The following is an 18,368-nucleotide window of genomic DNA, read 5'->3' on the forward strand; positions in this document are numbered from 1 at the left end:
TCCCATGGCCGTCCCATGCATGGCGGATGACTGAATTCCCGTGCCCTGTTCCACCATGGCGTGACTGCCACGGCTATTTCCCCTGTGCGTGGCCGGCACCACGATACCGCCGCCTGGCCTGCGCGGCAGAGGGCACGCGGACAGAAAATCCCCTCAATTAACGCAACTGAAAATTATTATCATACTTCAGGGGCATGCCGGACCGCCCTTTTTCCAGGGCATGGCCCGTGATGCCCGATCCTTTTGTATTATGAATATATTATGGTTTCTGATACAAGCCCATGAAAAATTACATAATATTTCATTTTTTACATGCATGTTCTTACATAAAATCTGTGGCTGCGGTACAACACTTGCCGCTTTCCTGACAGAAATGAATGAGAATCATTTGCGATTGAGTTTGATAATTATTATCAACACTCCATTCCTTCACATCGGCAGGCGGCGCGCGGTTGAACGACGCGCCAGGAGTGGTGAATTGAACAAGGCAGAATTACCCCCCACCGGGCCACAGGGCCGCGGGCTGCGGGTGGCCGTGGCGCTGGGCATGTCGGTCGGTTTTGGCGTGAACGCGGGCGAAGCAAGCGCGGACGACACGACCCAGCCCGCCCCCCGCCCCCAGGCCACGGACAGCACCATCAAACTTTCGGCCGTGCGCGTGGGTGGCCATGTGGATACGGATGACGCTGGCTACGCCGCCGGCAACACCAATAGCGAAACGCTGCACATCGCGCGCATGCCCGCCACCGTGCGCGACACACCGCAGACCATTACGGTCGTGCCGCAGGAACTGATCCGGCAGCAGCGCGCCTTCACGCTGGACCAGGCGCTGGCCAACGTGCCGGGCATCACCCTTTCCACCGGCGAGGGCGCGGGCGGCCTGAACGGTGACCAGTTCCGCATCCGTGGCCTGCAGGCCCGCCAGGACATCTACACCGACGGACTGCGCGATTTTGGCACCTACACCCGCGATACGTTCAATACCGAGAGCGTGGAGGTGATAAAGGGACCATCGGGCGAATATTTTGGCGCGGGCAACGTGGGCGGCGTGATCAACCAGAGCCAGAAGCACGCCCATGCCGGCAACAGCTACAGTTATGACCAGACCTTTGGCAGCGGCCCGCTATATCGGGGCGCGGGGGACATCAACTACCAGATCAATGATGACATGGCCATCCGCATCAACGGCATGTACAACAGGCAGGATGTGGTCGACCGCAACAACGTGACATCGAACCGCTATGGCGCCGCCGTCGATTTTGGCGTGGGGCTGCGCAGCAGGACATCATGGCACCTGACATGGCAGTGGCTGAGCAGCAACAGCAAGCCCGATTACGGCGTCAGCATGATCCAGGTAAATGGCATCTACCGTCCCATTACCGAATATGGCGTGGCACGCAATACCAGCTATACCCGCAGTTTCGACTTTGACCGCTCCAACATACACACCCTTACCTCCGCGCTGAAATCCGACATCACGCGGTGGTTCACGCTGACCAACGATACACGGCTGAGCCTGTACCAGCGTGATTACACCGCCACCACCCCCGCGGCGTGCTCGGGTGCGTGCGCGGCCGCCATCCTGAGCGGCGGCGATTACGCCCTGCCCTATGGCGCGGGCGGTGGCGCGGCCTACCGGCAGCAGGGCTGGGGGGTGCAGAACGTGATCATGGGGCGCGCACGCTTCGATACCGGCTTCATCCATCATGACCTGAAGGCCGGGGTGGACATCAACTACGCCAGTGATTCCCGCTGGCCGGGCAGCTTTACCAACCGTACCAACAACCAGACCATCCGCAACCCGCAATATTCCTATCCGTCTACCTCCGTCACCTTCCCTGACAGCGGTTATGGCAACGCCAATGCGCGTGACCTGGGGCTGTTCCTGGCCGACCGCATCCAGCTGACAAAACAGCTTGCCCTGTTCGGCACCGCGCGGTGGGATTCCTTCAGCAGCACATATTACACCCGCGCCACCGCCAGCCAGGGCCGGGCGGAACAGAAATCCGACCGCTGGAGCCCGTCGGGCAGCATCATGTACACGCCGCTGAAGGATACATCCTTCTACTTCACCTTCGCGCGGTCGTACAAGCCCGTCGGCACCGATGTCTCGTCGCTGGTTACCGTCAAGCCAACGGCGGGCGACGTGGCGCAGAAGGGCGTCAACCTTTCCCCCCAGCGCAGCGACCTGTTTGAAGTGGGCAACAAGTCCGACTTCTTCCACAAGCGCCTGGGCACCACGGTGGCCTTCTTCCAGATCAGCGAAAACAATTCCCAGTATTATGACGTCAATGGCGACCTGGAGACCGGCTTTGCCGACTCAGGCAGCGGGCGGCGCATCCGTGGCGTGGAACTGAGTGCGAATGGCAAGATCACGCGCGACTGGCAGGTCTTTGCCTCCTATTCCTACATGGATGGGCGCGTGACCCACAGCAACACCGGCGACAATGGCAAGGTCGCCCCCCAGGTGCCGCACAACAACATGTCGGTCTGGAGTTCGTATGACCTGTCGCACCTGCTGCTGCGGCCCGAATGGGGCAGCCTGAAGGTGGGCGGAGGCGCACAGTATTCCTCGGGCTACTGGGCCGGGCCGGACACGACCAACAGCGCGCGCATGCCCTATACCTTCAACCTTAACGGCATGGTGTCGTGGGATTACAGGCATTACCGGGTCTCGTTCAATGCCAACAACATCACCAACCGGCTGAACTATGCCTCCTCGTTCTCCGGCTCACGCGCCGTGCCTTCGTCGGGGCGCTACTTCATGGGCAATGTCGGTGTCACGTTCTGATCCCGCCCTGAATGCCCGGAACCATGTTCCGGGCGCCACGGCGGCGCAGGTTGTGGAAACGCAGCTCATGCTGGGGCAGATCCACCTTGACCGGGGCATGATGGAAGAAGCCTTCCTTATGTTCGAAGCGGCGGCGCGCAGCCATGACCCGCGTGCGCTCAACATGCTGGGCCGCGCTTACGAGCGTGGCTGGGGCACCGCCCGCAATGCCGCGCGCGCGGCGCTGTATTTTGCCGAGGCCGCACGGCAGGACTATGGCTGGGCCGCCTTCAACCTGGCTGACCTGTATCTGGCGGGCCGGGGTGTCGCGGCGGACCCGGACCGGGCGGGCAGACTTTATGTCCGTGCCGCGCGTGGCGGCGTGGCCAAGGCGCTGACCATGCTTGGCCTGCTGGTGGAAGACGGGGTGATCCACACATCCCATGCCAGCCCGGCCGCCAGTCTTTTCCATGCCGCCGCCATGGGCGGGGACTGCTGGGGCGCGCTCAACCTGGGCCGCCTGCATCTGTCCCGCCACGATGCGCCCGCCGCACGGCCCTGGCTGGAGCGGGCGCTGGCCCATGGTTTTGACGATGTGTTCCGTGCCCTTGCGCAGCTTGTGGCGGGGCAGGCCGACCCGGCGCTGCGCCGCATCGGCCACATCGCGGCCAGCCGGTTACAGGCCACGACAGAATACGAAACCAAACCCTAGCAAGATCGTATTACGGATGAATGTATTCATAAAAAAATATTCCACCCCGTTCATCACGGGGCTTTTTGTAGTTTCGGCCATATCGGGCACGGCGCTGTTCTTCCACTGGATGCCCGGCATGTTCCATTCCATGCATACATGGCTGAGCATGGTGCTACTGCTGCCGTTCGTGCTGCATGTCTGGCGCAACTGGGGGCAGTTCATGCTGTATTTCCGCAACCCCTCCATGCTGGTGGCCTGCGTGGTGTCGCTGGCCGCGGCCGCGGGCTTCATGGTCATGACGGGGCATGCCGGGGGCAACCCGGCCCAGCGCGTGTTCCCGCTGCTGACGCATGCCCCCCTGGGCACGCTTGCCCCGCTGTTCCACGCCACCCCCGATGAACTGGCCACGCGCCTGACCCATGCGGGCTACAGCGTGCGATCCACCGACGAGACGCTGGAGGAACTGGCCACCGCCGCCGGCCAGCGCCCCAATGACGTGCTGATCCGGCTGCTGCCCCAGCATGCGGGCCACAGGCACTGAAGCCGATGCTGGTCCATATCCCCGCCGTACTCAGCCCGCAGGAAGTCGCCCATTGCCGGCGGGTGCTTGAACAGTCGCAATGGGTTGATGGCCGGGTCACGGCGGGCGACCAGTCCGCCAGGGCCAAGTTCAACCTGCAGATCCCCCAGGACAGCACGGAAGGCACCGCGCTGGCGGACCTGGTGCTGCAGGCACTGGGCCGCAACCCGCTGTTCAACAGCGCCGCCCTGCCGCTGCGGGTCTTTCCCCCGCTGTTCAACCGCTATGACGCGGGCATGCGCTTTGACACCCATGTGGACAACGCCATCCGCCCCCTGCCGGGCACGGGGTTCCGTATCCGCACCGATGTGTCCTCCACCCTGTTCCTGAGTGAGCCGGATGAATATGATGGCGGTGAACTGATCATTCAGGATACCTATGGCACCCAGTGCATCCGGGTGCCGGCGGGGGACATGGTGCTCTACCCCGCCACCAGCCTGCACAGCGTGCGCGCCGTGACGCGCGGCAGCCGGTGGGCGGCGTTCTTCTGGTCACAATCCATGATCCGCAATGACGTGCAGCGTACCCTGCTCTACCAGTTCGACCGCTCGATCATCGAAACCCGCCAGGCACTGCCCGATGACCATCCCGGCGTGCTGGGGCTGACGGCCACCTACCACAACCTGCTGCGCCAGTGGGCCGAACTGTAGACGCACGCCCCAAATATCGGAAACGGTAGGTTGCCGTATTTGCGGTATCGGCGGGACCGGAGCGCGATATGGTTGGAACGTTCACGCAGCCAGCGCCGAAAAACCGCTGCTGGCATTACGGGAGACCATGAAATGCCCAAGGTTCTTGTACTGTATTATTCCACCTACGGCCATATCGAGACAATGGCCCACGCAGTTGCCGAAGGCGTGCGCGCGGGCGGGCTGGAGGCCGATGTCAAACGCGTGCCCGAACTGGTGCCGGAAGACGTGGCGAAGGCCCATCACTTCAAGACCGAACAGGCCGCCCCCATCGCCACGGTGGCCGAACTGGCGGATTATGACGCGATCATTGTCGGCGCCCCCACCCGTTTCGGCCGCCTGCCCGCGCAGATGGCCAATTTCTGGGATCAGACAGGCGGCCTGTGGCTGAAGGGCGCGCTGGTGGGCAAGGTGGGGGCGGCGTTTACCTCTACCGCCAGCCAGCATGGCGGGCAGGAGACGACGCTGTTCTCCGTCCTGACCAACCTGATCCACCACGGCATGGTGATTACCGGCCTGCCTTACAGCTTCCAGGGCCAGCTCAAGCTGGATGAAGTGACCGGCGGCGCGCCTTATGGCGCCACCACCATCGCGGCAGGCGACGGCTCCCGCCTGCCCAGCGCCAATGAGCTGGGCGGGGCGAAATTCCTTGGCCAGCATGTGGCGGGTCTTGCGCGCAGACTGGCCTGAACCCCGCACCGCAACGCAGGGATGAACGCCCCCGGCCAAATGGCCCGGGGGCGTTTTTCATGCCGCCCCCGGCATGGGTGCCCCCTCTTCATGCCCCCATGGCGCATGGCCGAAGGCGCGGGTCAGGTAATCAATGAATGTGGTAACCCGGATGGGGCGCAGCGTGCTGGCGGGCGTGACCAGATAAAGGGCGACGGGGGCGGCCTCCCATTGCGGGAGCAGGCGCGTGATGCGGCCGGATTTCAGCCCCTCCCACACCATGAATTCCGGAAACAGCCCGAAACCCAGCCCCGCTTCCAGCGCGGGCAGGAAGGCTTCCGCATTGTCCGAGCGCAGGCGTGCCGTCTGTGAAAGCACGTATTCACGCCCGCTGGCCCGCTCATGCAGGCGGATCATGCCGGGGGCGGTGGTGTTGGTGTAGACAAAGCTCCTGTGCCCCTCCAGCGCACGCGGGTCATCGGGATGACCGGCCTGCGCCACGTAGCCGGGCGATGCGACAAGCACCAGCCGCACATTGCACAGCCGCCGCGCCCGCAGGGCTGAATCCGCCAGGGACGCAATCCGCAGCGCCACGTCGTACCCCCCGGCCACCAGGTCCACCAGCGCATCGCTGTAATCCATGGTAATGTCGATTTCAGGATACTGGCGCAGGAAATCGGGCAGCAGCGGGGAAAGATGGCGCACCCCGAATGTCATGGGGGCTGCCACGCGGATCAGGCCCGACGGCGCAAGCGTGCCGCCACGGGCCTGTGTCTCGGCGGCTTCGGCCTCGGCCAGGATGCGGCTGGCATGGCCCAGCAGGCCGCGCCCCGTCTCGGTCAGGGACATCTGGCGTGAATTGCGGTTGAACAACGCCACCCCCAGCGCCTGCTCAAGCCGGCTTACGGCCTTGGACACCGTGGGTTTGGAAAGCTGGATGTCCTCTGCCGCGCGGGCAAAGGAACCGCGTTCGGCAACCTTTGCAAAAATGGCCCAGGCTTCAAGATCCGGCAGTCTCATCATGCAACCCTACGCAATGCGCTCCATCCATGGTGTTCATAATCCGGAGACCGTTTCAGAAACCCGCCCATGAAACCACCTGTAAATCATAAGGAAGTTTTTGGTGAAACTTTTTGGGAAAAGGCGATATCCGAAAAATTTTATCTTTATTTGTCAAACAGTTTTTTAAAAAACACGCATATGATAACGGGCTGCCCCGGCATTCCCGGATAATCCATAAGGTATAATATATGGAAACGATATATTTCCATCATTTCCATATATGCCATCACAGCCCTGCGTTACCATGCCTGCACGAACACGGAAAATGGAGTAAGGCAGATGATCGAGATCCGTCCCTTTGACAGGCTGGGCCACGCCAACCATGGCTGGCTGGATGCCCGGCATCATTTCTCCTTCGCCAGTTACCATGACCCCGCGCGCATGCACTGGGGTGCGCTGCGGGTCTGGAATGATGACATGATTGCCCCCGGCACGGGCTTTGGCACCCATCCGCACCGTGACATGGAAATCATCACCTATGTGCGCGAGGGCGCGATTACCCATCAGGACAGCCTGGGCAATACCGGCCGCACGGAAGCGGGTGATGTACAGGTCATGTCCGCCGGCACGGGTATCCGCCACAGCGAATACAACCGCGATGACGTGCCGACCCGGCTGTTCCAGATCTGGATCATGCCCGACCGCGCGGGACATGCGCCTTCATGGGGCACGCGTGCCTTCCCCAGGGATGACCGTGCGGGCCGGTTCGTGGTGCTGGCATCGGGCAGCCGGGACGATACCGACGCCCTGCCCATCAATACCGATGCCCGCGTACTGGGCGCCACGCTCCGCAAGGGCCAGGTGGTGGAATACCCGCTGGGTACCGGGCGGCTGGGCTATCTGGTTCCCGCGCGTGGCGCGGTGGAAATAGAGGGCATGCGTGTGGGCGAGCGTGATGGTGCCGCCATTTCCGCCACCGACATACTGCGCGTGCGCGCGTTGGAGGATGCCGAGGTCGTGCTGGTCGATACGGTCCCCTGATCCATCGGGGCGGGCGGCCCCGCGGGCCGCCCGAACTTCCGCCGGGCTGCGGCGTTCCCCCTTCATGTTACAGGAGGTTCCGATGCGCCATACCGTGAAGATCACGACCATCCTTGTCACGGTGCTCTCGCTTGCGGGATGTTACGGCCCCCGCCACCACCATGACCGGGGCTGGCATGACGGGTATTACGGTGACGGATATGACCGCCGTGGCGGCAGGCCGTACCGGGGTGGCCCGGTGGGCGGCGGTGGCGGCCGCTGGTAACGCGGGGACCTGCCGGGGGGCGTATGGCTGCCATGCCCGAACCGGCTCCCGCCCATGGGATGATTGCGCTACCCTGCCCCGCCAATAACCGTGGAGAGGAAGATCATGGACCCGAAAGCCGTGGCGGAAGCCTATTTCAGTCTGGGCACCCAGATCGAGGAAAGCCAGGCCCGCGTAAGCGATGCGGCCGAAGCGCTGATCCCCCTCGCACAGAAAGGCGATGAACACGCCCGCGCCGCGCTGGACAGCCTGCGACAGGCAGCCGCTTCCATGCAGGCGGAACGGACGCGCGCCCAGTACCTGTGGGATCTGGCGGCAGGCCGCAACCCTGCCCCACCTGCCGATACCACCACCAGCCCCGACCAGCAGAACAGGGCCGCACGGCCCCACACCTTTCTTGACAGCCTGCTGGATGATCTGACCGGCACCCCGCTGTAACCCCGGACGGGAAGGCGCGCCCTTTCCCGCCGGTAGAAAAGAGCAGAGTTTCCGGGTGCCGCCTCCTGTCAAAAAGGCGGTGTTCCCCGCAGCCTTCCGGTAAGGGCTTCCTGCTGTCCCGTGTAATGCGGTCCCGATCCGTCGTACCGGAAAAAAGCGTGGCGGGCGCCTGCAACCACTGGTCCCGTCCCGACTTTACCGCTCCAGCGGGATCAGGGGCGTGGCACTGCGCGGCCCTGTTTTACATCCCGCCAGAAGGATGGAAAGCCATGCGCCGCTCCCTTGCCCTGTTTCTGCCCGTCACCATGCTGGTGCTGGAACTGAATGCATCCGCCCATGCCGCCGCCCCTACCGATCCACAACCCCTGATTGAAAATGCACCGGGGGCGCGGGTGGCAGGCTATCTCAATTTCTGCATCGGCAACGGACTTGCACCAGTGGCGGACGCCACCCGCCTGCTGGACCTGCTGATTGCCCGGACCGGCGCGGTACCAGCCGATGAACGGGGCAACATGGATTACGCCCTTGGCACGGCGGGCGTGATCCGGCCCGCCACGCAGGCGGGCGGGCTGCGCCTGACCGATCTGGACATGCCCCGGCGCCATGTGGCCTGCACGCAGGTGCTGACAAAGGCGGCCATGGCCAGCTGAACCCGGACAGCGGGCAACGGGAATGGCAGGCGGCCCGCCGGGGATGTCCCACTGGGGATATTCCACCGGGGATATTGTCTTGCCTGCGCCTTTGCGGCATGAGGGGCAGCAGATTGTCCACCCCAGCCGCAGGTTCCCCCATGTCCCAACACACCCCCATCGGCCTTGACAATGGTCACGGCACCATCACCGCCGTAACCCATTCGGGGAATTTCCATCTGGATGAAACGCTGGGCTATGTCATCCTGCACTACGCCCTGGCCCCGCAGGGTGACCTGGCGGGCCGCGTTGTGGGCAACGTGCCCGATGACCGGCTGCACTTCACCCGCACCCGCGCACCCGAACGCATTGCGGCGGCCGACATCGTCTTTGACGTGGGCGGCCGCCATGACCCCGCCACGGGCCGCTACGACCACCACATGAAGGACAAGCCCCTGCGGGAGGATGGCACGCCCTACAGCGCGGCGGGGCTTTTGTGGAAGGATTACGGCATCGCCGCCATCCGCAACATGCTGGCCACCCCGGTGGATGAGGCGGACCTGCCCGCCATCTGGCAGGCAATTGACAAATCACTGGTCCTGCCGATCGATCAGGATGACAACGGCGTGGCCAAGATGGGCAAGCTGTCGCTGGCCGATATCGTGTCCGCCTGCCGCCCCACATGGGACACGGCCGAACTGTACGGCCCCGAACAGGCACGCCTGCGCGAGGCGGCCGGCTTTGCCGAAGCCGCGACCACGGTTGCGGGCTATCTGGTCAATACGGTGGACCGCGTGCGCGCCAGCCTGAAAGCCGCAGGCCGCGTGCTGGCGGCATTCGAGGCAGCACAGGACAAGCGCATTCTGGTAATGGATACGGGCATGCCGACGGAAAAGGTGATTTTTGAGCATGACCTGCCGGTCGTCTATGTCGTCTCCCCCGCCGGGCAGGACCGCTGGAACGTCAAGGCCGTTCCCCCCACGCGCGGCGATTTTGGCCAGCGCGTCTCCCTGCCCGAAGCCTGGCGCGGACTGGATGGCGAGACACTGGCCCGGGTATCGGGCGTGCCGGATGCGGTGTTTGCCCACCCCGCGCGCTTCATCTGCGGCGCGGCCAGCAAGGCGGGTGCGATCCGCATGGCCACCCTGGCGCTGGAAATCGACGCAGCCCAGGCTTCTGCCTGAACCCCCGTCCCGCCTGCGGAAAACCTGCGGGCGGGTACATCCCCCTGATGCCTGCCGGCAGAAACCTGACCGGAAACCACTCCTGAACAGGGCAAGGCAGGCAAGCACAGGTCTGGCATCACCGCCACGGTCATCATTTCCACGTAAATGAAACAGGCTGTCTGGAAAACAAACGTTTTCGGGCCGCGCCTTTTTTTAAAAAGGCGACATGCCCCGAAGCTTTCTGAAAAAAATCTTAACCAAAAACATCCTTATGATTACGGGATGTTTTCCAATATTGTTGCTTCAGGCAGCCCCCCCGCAGGCTGTACGCCACGGCATGCGCTCCAGATAAGCCGCATGGCATTTTTAAATAATGTGTCACGGAACATCAAATACTTCCATTTTTAATATTAAGACAATTCTGTATTTTTATTATTCTACACGTCATGACGCAATCAGCATGCAACATATTGCGCCCCCCTTGCGTTCAGCGCGCATAGCCTTTCAACAGCCATGCTGGAGAAACCATGACCCCGACCATCCCGCCACAGAGCCAGCCACACCAGCCCGGCATCGAACGCCTGATGGACCCGCAGGCCGAGCATATCCGCGCGGACTACAAAGGCAGCGGCAAGCTGTCGGGCCGCAGGGCGCTGATTACAGGCGGGGACAGTGGCATCGGGCGTGCCGCCGCACTGCATTTTGCACGCGAGGGCGCGGATGTCGCCATTCTTTACCTTGAAGAAGACGAGGACGCGCAGGAAACCATCCGCCAGATTGAAGCCGAGGGCGTGCGCGGCCTGGCCATCCGGGGCGACGTGTCACACAGCGCGGTCTGCAATGATGCGGTCGCGCGCACCGTGGCGGCATTTGGCGGCCTTGATATCGTGGTGAACAATGCCGGGGTGCAGTATGTCAGCAATGACCTGACCGATATTACCGATGAACTCTGGCAGCGCCACATGGATGTGAACATCAACGGTTATTTCTACATCGCGCGCGCTGCCCTGCCCCATCTGGGGCGTGACAGCGTGATCATCAATACATCGTCCATCAATGCTTTTGCGGGCAATACGTCACTGGTGGCCTATACCACCACGAAAGCCGCGGAAATGGGCTTTACCCGCGCCCTGGCCCTGCAGCTTGCGCCCAAAGGCATCCGTGTCAACGCCGTAGCACCCGGCCCCGTCTGGACCCCGCTGCAACCCGCAAGCTGGGGGCCGGTGGACCCGCAGGCCGTGGCCGAACTGGGCCAGAAAACCCCCATGGAGCGCGTGGGCCAGCCAAGCGAACTGGGTCCGGCCTATGTCTATCTGGCCGCGCGGGATTCATCCTATGTCACGGGGCAGACGCTGCATGTGAATGGCGGGATGATCATCAATGGCTGAACCGCTGGCGGGGCTTGTGCTGCCTGTCTCGTCGTGGCTCCGGCTTGCGCCGCATCGCCACTGGCTGGACATGCAGGGCCAGCGGCTGCTGGATTTCTCCAAGCCATCACGCGTGCCCCACGGCTTTGCGGCGCTGGGCGATGACGGGCGGCTGCAACCCGGGGCCGTGGCGGACGGCACGCTGACCGCGCGCATGACCCATGTCCATGCCGTGGCCATGGGCCGTGGCCTGCCCGGCTGCGCACCGCTGGCCGCCCATGGCGTGGCCAGCCTGCGTGGCGCGCTGGAGGACCATGACCATGGCGGCTGGTACCTGACACCGGCCATAAACGGAAAACCACCCGAAGAGTCCCGCAAGCAGGCGTACCTGCATGCCTTTGTAGCCCTTGCCGCCTCCTCCGCCCATGTGGCCGGGGTGGCGGGCGGGCGTGAACTGCTTGATACTGCCCTGGCCATATGGGAGCGGCATTTCTGGAGCGAGGCGGAAGGCGTATTCCGTGAAAGTTTCGCGGCGGACTGGTCGGATGAGGAAGACTATCGCGGCGCGAACGCCAACATGCATTCCGTCGAAGCCTGCATGGCGGTGGCGGACGTAACCGGCAACGGGGTGTGGCGGCACCGGGCGCTGCGTATTGCGGAACGCTTCATCCACACCTACGCACGCGATGCGGGCTATTGCCTGCCTGAACATTACAGCCGGGAATGGGGCGTACTGAAGGACTACCACCGCGACAGGCCAGCCGATGCCCTGCGCCCGTACGGCATGACACCGGGGCATTTCGTGGAATGGGCGCATCTGCTGCTCAGGCTGGAAGCGGCCCTGCTGCGCGCGGACGGCCACGCGCCGCCATGGCTGGTGGAGGACGCGATCGAACTGTTCCACAGCGGCATGAACAACGGCTGGCAGCGTGATGGCGCACCCGGCCTGCTTTATACAATCGACTGGGCGCGCAGGCCGGTCGTACACAATCGCCCGCACTGGTGCCAGGCCGAAGCGATGACCGCCGCCGCCGCCCTGCTCAAGCGGACGGGCCACCAGCGTTACGAGCACTGGTACCGCACGATCTGGGATTATATCGATACCTACATGATCGACCGCCAGCAGGGCGGGTGGATACAGGAACTGGACGAACACAATCATCCCTCCAGCACAATCCAGGCAGGCAAGGCGGACCTGTATCATGCATGGCAGGCCACCATTATGCCGCTGCTGCCGCTTGCCCCCAGCTTTGCGACGGCCGTTACCCTGCCGGGAAGCTGAACCGCCGGAAACATCGATGGCCGTTTTTTCTCAATGCCCTACCGCCGGTATATGTATACCTTGTCCAGATGCAGCATCTGCGCGCCAGTGATGTGTATCTTGACATATCTGGCGCCCAGCCCTTTTTTGGGATGGAAGATCAGGGGCCTGCCATCAATGCCGCCAATTGCCGCTTCCTGGTTGTGAAAATAGATGCAGGTATAGTTCACGTCATCTTCCGAGATACTGATCTGCACATTATCCAGCCGCCGCTCGTATTCATGAAATTCCGTATGGGGAATGACCCTGTTGAAAATACGGATTTCCGCAATTTCGTGTATGTCTTCCAGATCCACCCGCCACCATGGATCGATTTCGGCATCGGTATGAAAGCTGAACCGGCCGGTGGGTTGGCCCACGAGTGCCCGGCTGGCGTCATCTTCAGGCTGCGCGCCATGGGACCAGATGGAGCGTGAACTCTGGGTGGCCCGCTTGCCGCCGCTGACCAGGGTGCCCTGCGGGCGCGCAAGCCCGAGATAATCCAGCCGGACCGCATCCAGATGCGCGAAATCCACATATTCCAGCGGGTTGAGATAGCCAAGCCGGGACAGTTTCCTTTCCGTGCCAAGCGTGGAAAAGGCATATTCCCGTTTCAGGTCAATGAACAGGTCCTGCAATGCCGCATGGGCTTCATATATATCCTTTATGTAGCCCCTGTTTTTGAAATACTCGATATTTTCCCTTACAAATATGGGATAGCTTTCATCCACGGGCACATAGCGGGCCAGTTCATCGGCGGACCAGATCCGGATGCCGATATCGATCTGCTGCCGCAGGCGTTTTTCATCCTTCATGAGATTGGGCCAGAAATCATGAGCATGGGCATAGGACGAAAACTTTTTCAGTAACCGCTCCACCCCGCCCATATGGGTGAAATGCCACCCGGCATCATGGATGACATTATGCGCGATGCCGGCAGTCCGGGCGATTGCGGGCATGTTGTAGCGCGCCACGCTCAGGCTGTCGTTCCCGCCCTTTTTTTCCACATCCAGGGCATCAAGATATTTTTTAGGCAGCGCATAGGCCGCATCCCAGTCATGGCGGTATACCATGTTGAGATAATACTGATACATATTCATTGAAAACTGGGTGACGCCATCAAACTCCAGGGCCTTCTGCAGCGCAGCCCTGCGTGGTATTTCATCGACATCGGAAAAGATGATCAGGTCATCGGGCCGGACATGGGCAATGGCTTTCCTGATCTGCTCCTTCTGGTAGGTATCGCGGCTCCAGTGATCGGAACCGGCGGGAAAAAAATCAACGGAAAAATGGATGATCCGGTCCTGGTAGCGTTTGTACCGCCCGGCATTTTCCAGGAACAGCTTGGGTTTCGGGTCACCATTGAAGGTCAGTGACGATTCGCATATTACAAAATAATCAACAATATCATTTAATTCACGCAACCTGATATCAAGTATATCAAGCTCATCAAAAAAAGAAAAGCAATCATATACTTTGCGCATTACAGTTCCCATATATTGTGTAGGGTGTGGAAAACACGTCCGCCCCATCCGCTTCATGGTCCGGCTTCAGTGTCCGGACGCGGGCACCCTACGCAAATTTACTAACGGAAATCTTACCGCCGCCGCGCTTATTGCAACGCCCCGTTCACACCTGCGCCAGCAGGGCCGCACGGCACGGGCGGGCACGCAGGGAAAATGCCCCGCGCCCCCCGTACGTGCGCCCCGCATATGGAAAGGACCGCTCAGCCACCCGGCGCGAAGCGCCGTGCCAGCAGGGTGCAGAGGGACATCACGATGACACCCAGCGGCACCAGCCATGTAAAGGCGATGGCATGCCCATGGGGCCGCCAGAACAGCATGGCCCCGCAGACCACGCCAAGCGTGATGAGGAACGCGGGCAGCACCTCACGCCCGCGTATCCGCGTGCTGAACAGGGCAAGGACAAAGGCCCCGAGCATGGCGCCATACGAACATGACGCCACCGACAGCCCGAACACCACCGCCGGGCCATGGCTGTTGGCAAAAACAAGGGCCGCCACCACAAGCACCACGGCCCACAGCACCGTCACCAGCCGGGCAAAAACCAGCAGGGAGACACGCAGGTACCGTGCGGCAACCCGGCAGGGAGCGGCGAAATCCAGCAACGTGGCACTGGCCATGGCGTTGAGCGTGGCGGACAGCGAGCCCATCGTCGCACTCAGCAGCCCCGCCACCAGCAGCCCCGCCAGGCCGGGCGGCAGGTCATGGACGATAAAATCGGGGAACAGGGCATCCGATGTGCTCAGGCCCAGCGCGGATAGCGGCCTTTCATCATTCCGCGCCCATAGCAGCATCCCCACCAGTGACAGCAGGGCAAACAGGCAGCCGACCATGATGCCGCTGCCCACCAGCGCCTTTCTGGCATCGCCCAGCGTCCGTGCCGCCAGCACGCGCTGCACCAGCAACTGGTCCGTCCCGTGCGAGGCCATGGACATGATGGCCCCGCCAATCATGGCGGCACAGGGCGTGTAGGGATCGAGAAAATACAAGGTGGACCTGTGGAACAGATGGAACCTGCTGGAATGACGCAGCATGTAAATCTGCTGGTCCGTGGCCTGATGGTACAGCAGCGCGACACAGGCCAGCGCCCCTGCCGCGTACACCGCAAGCTGGAGCGCATCGGACCATACCACCGCCCGCAGGCCGCCTGCCATGGTATAGAGCAGCGTCAGCCCGACAATGACCAGCATGATCCCCCATTGCGGCACCACCCAGTGCAGGGCGGACAGGATGGCCGCGACCGGCAGCATGCCCGCGAACAGCCTGATCCCTTCGGCCAGCACGCGCATGACCAGGAACGTCAGGGACACGGTGCGCTCCATCCCCGCCCCGAAGCGCTGGCCCAGATACTGGTACACGCTGCCCACATGCCCCGAGAAATAATGGGGCAGGAACAGCCACGCAACCAGCGCCCGGCCAATGACGTACCCCACCGCCAGCCCCACGAACACCATGCCGCTGCCATAGGCCATGCCGGGTATGCTGATGATGGTCAGGGTCGAGGTTTCGGTCGCCACAAGGGACAGGCAGATGACCCACCATGGCAGGTCATGCCGCCCCCCAAGATAGGCGGAAACGGAATCCTGCCGCCCCGACAGGGCATATGCGATACCCGGCAGGGCCAGGCAGTACAGGCAGATAATCGAAAGATCGATAGCGGACATACCGGTTCCATCAGCCACAAACCCGGAGCATATGACCGCAAACCCTGTTACGGGGAAACCGGAAAAGACGCACGACCGCAGCGGCCTGCCCCCATGCCCGTGCGTGACGGGCCCTGCCGCCCGGTTTTTCACGGCAGGTGAAAACGATTTTTTTCGACCGTTCCCCTGCCGCGACCACACCCGTGCCCCATGGCGCCGGGGCGCAGCGTTGTCATTGCAGGCCGATAACGGTATGGCTGGTGCATCGGGCATCCGGCATGCCGTCTTTATAACGGACCCATGGCACCATGCATGTTTTCCCCGCCGCCACCCGGCTGAGACGCCGCCATGTGCTGATGCTGACGGGGGCCGCCACACTGGCCGCCTGTGCCCCCCATGCACACGGCCACCACGCCCCCGCCCCGGACATGCGCGCGGTGGACCGCAGGCTGCGGCAGGCCGTGACACGGGGCGAGGCCCCCGGTGTGGTCTGTGCCATCGGCCATGACCGGCAGGTGGTACACCGGGCCGTCTATGGCAGGCGCGCCGTCACCCCCACAGCCCAGGCCATGACATGGGACACGATGTTTGACATGGCCTCGCTGACCAAGCCCACCATTACCGCCCCTGCCGTCATGCAGCTGTGGGAACGCGGCCTGTTCGGGCTGGACGATCCCGTCGCGCGCTACCTGCCGCAGTTTGCCGCCGCCGGTAAGGCCGGCATTACGATCCGGCACCTGCTGACCCATTATTCCGGCCTGCCGCCGGATCTGGACCTGGCCCATGCGTGGCAGGGGCGTAACACCGCCTTCCGCCTGACCATGGAAACCGCGCCCACGCAGCCACCGGGCAGCGGATTCATCTACAGCGACATCAATTTCATCACGCTGGGTTTCCTGGTGGAAAAACTGTCCGGCCTGACGCTGGATGCCTATGCCCGGCGCTTCATCCTGACCCCGCTGGGCATGCGGCAGTCCGGCTTCCTGCCGCCGGATGAATGGTCCGCACGCATCGCCCCCACCCAGCCCGATGAGAACGGCCACATGCTGCGCGGGCAGGTGCATGACCCCTCCGCCCGGCGCATGGGCGGGGTTGCCGGGCACGCGGGACTGTTTTCCACCGCGCAGGACATGTGTGTCTATGCACAGGCGCTGCTGGACCGCCGCGCGGGCAGGCCATCCACCTATCCCCTGCAGGCCCGTACCCTGATGCTCATGACCACCGCGCAGCAGCCACGGGGCGGGGCGGACCTGCGGGGGCTGGGGTGGGATATTGCCACGCATTACTCCTCCCCCCGGGGGGACAGGTTTCCCGTCGGCTCCTTTGGCCATACCGGCTTTACCGGCACGTCGCTCTGGCTGGACCCCGGCAGTGACAGCTATGTGCTGATCCTGACTAGCCGCCTGCACCCGGACGGGCATGGCAATGTCGTGCGCCTGCGCCATGACGTCGCGACCGCCGCCGCCCTGGCCCTGCTGGGCCCGGCAGGGGGATAAGGGACTGCCTGAAAACCCGCTGATTATAACAGTGAAAGGTTCCAGAAGCCTGTCCAAAAAAAGCTTCACCAGTCCCCCCTTCATGATTACAGGACGTTTCCCGGCAGGGCTGTCAGACAGCCTTCAGGCCATTTTTCCATTCATTCCAGCAAGTTGATTGAGACATGACCCCGAACGGCAGCCCCCCATCCATCGCCACGGAACGACAGGACCCCCGTTACGCGGATGTGGATATCTGGCCCACGGCAGCCGTTCTGGATGCACTGGTGGAATCCCAGATGAGCGCCATCGCCGCCGTCCGTGCCGCGATACCGGAACTGGAGCGCTGTGTTGAACGCGCCCTGCCACGCCTGCTGGCGGGGGGGCGGCTGTTTTATGTGGGGGCTGGCACATCGGGGCGGATCGGCATGCAGGACGGGGTGGAACTGCTGCCCACCTTCGGCTGGGCGCCGGAACGTCTGGTGCTGCTGCTGGCCGGCGGGCAGGACGCCGTGTACCAGGCCGCCGAAGGTGCCGAGGACCGTGAGGACGTGGCCCGCGCGGACATACTGGCCCATCAGCCCGGCCCGGATGACGTGGTGCTGAGCATCGCCGCCAGCGGTTCAACCCCCTATACCTGTGCGGCGGTTGCGGCGGCACGCGCGGCGGGCAGCCTGACCATAGGCATCGCGTGCAATCGTGACGGCAGGCTGCTGCGCGAAGCCGAACTGGGTGTTGCCGTGGTGACGGGGCCGGAAGTCATTTCCGGTTCCACCCGGCTCAAGGCGGGCACGGCACAGAAAGCGACGCTGAACCTGATGTCCACAACCCTCATGATCCGCATGGGCCATGCCTATCGCGGGCAGATGGTGGACATGCGCGTGGTCAATGCCAAGCTGCGCCAGCGCGCGTGCCGGATGGTCCGCAGCCTTGCGGGCTGTAGCGAACGGCAGGCACTGGCCGCGCTGGAGACCACAGGGTTCAATGTCAAACGCGCGGTGATGATCTGTTCGGGCATTCCCGCCGCACAGGTTGAAGCCCTGCTTGACGCCCATGGCGGCAATCTGCGCACGATCCCGGGGCTTGCCATGCCGCCTGCCAGCGGGGCATGACACAC

The 18,368-nt window shown here is 63.0% G+C and carries 17 protein-coding genes; 14 read left to right on the plus strand and 3 right to left on the minus strand.

All coding sequences use genetic code 11. The features are described 5' to 3' along the window. Nucleotides 1-478: 478 nt before the first annotated feature. The 5 genes from CFR78_RS04705 to wrbA all read left to right on the plus strand — a co-directional run bounded on the left by CFR78_RS04705 (nt 479) and on the right by wrbA (nt 5,423). On the plus strand, nt 479-2,791 hold the full coding sequence (locus CFR78_RS04705) for a TonB-dependent receptor (RefSeq protein WP_034927795.1): 2,313 nt from the start codon (nt 479-481) through the stop codon (nt 2,789-2,791). Next, on the plus strand, nt 2,772-3,482 hold the full coding sequence (locus CFR78_RS04710; protein ID WP_034927798.1) for a tetratricopeptide repeat protein: 711 nt from the start codon (nt 2,772-2,774) through the stop codon (nt 3,480-3,482). Before CFR78_RS04705 ends, CFR78_RS04710 begins: the two co-directional genes overlap by 20 nt. Before the next feature lie 16 nt (nt 3,483-3,498). Then, nucleotides 3,499-4,005, plus strand: coding sequence for a hypothetical protein (locus tag CFR78_RS04715; RefSeq protein WP_007398285.1), 507 nt, complete (start codon nt 3,499-3,501; stop codon nt 4,003-4,005). A gap of 5 nt (nt 4,006-4,010) precedes the next feature. Further along, a complete protein-coding gene (locus tag CFR78_RS04720; RefSeq protein ID WP_007398284.1) occupies nt 4,011-4,694 on the plus strand; it encodes a Fe2+-dependent dioxygenase in 684 nt (227 codons plus the stop codon). Nucleotides 4,695-4,826: 132 nt separating this feature from the next. Next, the gene (gene wrbA / locus CFR78_RS04725; protein WP_034927802.1) at nt 4,827-5,423 is read left to right on the plus strand and encodes an NAD(P)H:quinone oxidoreductase; all 597 of its coding nucleotides are present in this window, start codon (nt 4,827-4,829) and stop codon (nt 5,421-5,423) included. A gap of 57 nt (nt 5,424-5,480) precedes the next feature. Here wrbA and CFR78_RS04730 read toward each other — a convergent pair whose 3' ends face one another. Next, the gene (locus CFR78_RS04730; RefSeq protein ID WP_034927912.1) at nt 5,481-6,422 is read right to left on the minus strand and encodes a LysR family transcriptional regulator; all 942 of its coding nucleotides are present in this window, start codon (nt 6,420-6,422) and stop codon (nt 5,481-5,483) included. Between the two features lie 321 nt (nt 6,423-6,743). Here CFR78_RS04730 and CFR78_RS04735 point away from each other — a divergent pair, with 321 nt between their 5' ends. The 7 genes from CFR78_RS04735 to CFR78_RS04765 all read left to right on the plus strand — a co-directional run bounded on the left by CFR78_RS04735 (nt 6,744) and on the right by CFR78_RS04765 (nt 12,592). Next, nucleotides 6,744-7,445, plus strand: coding sequence for a pirin family protein (locus CFR78_RS04735; protein WP_034927805.1), 702 nt, complete (start codon nt 6,744-6,746; stop codon nt 7,443-7,445). A gap of 82 nt (nt 7,446-7,527) precedes the next feature. Further along, a complete protein-coding gene (locus CFR78_RS04740) occupies nt 7,528-7,710 on the plus strand; it encodes a hypothetical protein (RefSeq protein ID WP_034927807.1) in 183 nt (60 codons plus the stop codon). Between the two features lie 105 nt (nt 7,711-7,815). Continuing rightward, nucleotides 7,816-8,148: a hypothetical protein gene (locus tag CFR78_RS04745; RefSeq protein ID WP_034927810.1), complete on the plus strand. Its 333-nt coding sequence runs from the start codon at nt 7,816-7,818 to the stop codon at nt 8,146-8,148. 269 nt (nt 8,149-8,417) lie between these two features. Next, nucleotides 8,418-8,798: a hypothetical protein gene (locus tag CFR78_RS04750; RefSeq protein WP_007398277.1), complete on the plus strand. Its 381-nt coding sequence runs from the start codon at nt 8,418-8,420 to the stop codon at nt 8,796-8,798. Between the two features lie 140 nt (nt 8,799-8,938). Continuing rightward, entirely contained in the window at nt 8,939-9,961 is a 1,023-nt protein-coding gene (locus CFR78_RS04755) for an MYG1 family protein (protein ID WP_034927813.1), read from the plus strand. A 509-nt stretch (nt 9,962-10,470) separates the two neighbouring features. Further along, nucleotides 10,471-11,331 carry a glucose 1-dehydrogenase gene (locus CFR78_RS04760; RefSeq protein ID WP_034927816.1) on the plus strand — a complete coding sequence of 287 codons (861 nt, stop codon included), beginning with the start codon at nt 10,471-10,473 and terminating at the stop codon, nt 11,329-11,331. Further along, nucleotides 11,324-12,592 (plus strand): AGE family epimerase/isomerase, encoded by a 1,269-nt coding sequence (locus CFR78_RS04765; RefSeq protein ID WP_034927819.1) that lies wholly within the window; start codon nt 11,324-11,326, stop codon nt 12,590-12,592. The genes CFR78_RS04760 and CFR78_RS04765 overlap by 8 nt, the downstream gene beginning before the upstream one ends. 38 nt (nt 12,593-12,630) lie before the next feature. On the opposite strand, the gene CFR78_RS04770 is transcribed toward CFR78_RS04765, so the two are convergent. Together CFR78_RS04770 and CFR78_RS04775 are read right to left on the minus strand one after the other, a co-directional pair. Further along, nucleotides 12,631-14,151 (minus strand): discoidin domain-containing protein, encoded by a 1,521-nt coding sequence (locus CFR78_RS04770; protein WP_320546220.1) that lies wholly within the window; start codon nt 14,149-14,151, stop codon nt 12,631-12,633. A 185-nt stretch (nt 14,152-14,336) separates the two neighbouring features. Further along, a complete protein-coding gene (locus tag CFR78_RS04775; RefSeq protein WP_110581027.1) occupies nt 14,337-15,797 on the minus strand; it encodes a sodium:solute symporter in 1,461 nt (486 codons plus the stop codon). 287 nt (nt 15,798-16,084) lie between these two features. On the opposite strand from CFR78_RS04775, the gene CFR78_RS04780 reads away from it, so the two are divergent. Continuing rightward, the gene (locus tag CFR78_RS04780) at nt 16,085-17,272 is read left to right on the plus strand and encodes a serine hydrolase domain-containing protein (RefSeq protein ID WP_034927824.1); all 1,188 of its coding nucleotides are present in this window, start codon (nt 16,085-16,087) and stop codon (nt 17,270-17,272) included. A gap of 164 nt (nt 17,273-17,436) precedes the next feature. Further along, nucleotides 17,437-18,363 carry an N-acetylmuramic acid 6-phosphate etherase gene (locus tag CFR78_RS04785; protein ID WP_110581004.1) on the plus strand — a complete coding sequence of 309 codons (927 nt, stop codon included), beginning with the start codon at nt 17,437-17,439 and terminating at the stop codon, nt 18,361-18,363. Nucleotides 18,364-18,368 lie beyond the last annotated feature (5 nt).

The organism is Komagataeibacter rhaeticus, from assembly GCF_003207855.1.
GTDB classification, from domain to species: Bacteria; Pseudomonadota; Alphaproteobacteria; order Acetobacterales; family Acetobacteraceae; genus Komagataeibacter; species Komagataeibacter rhaeticus.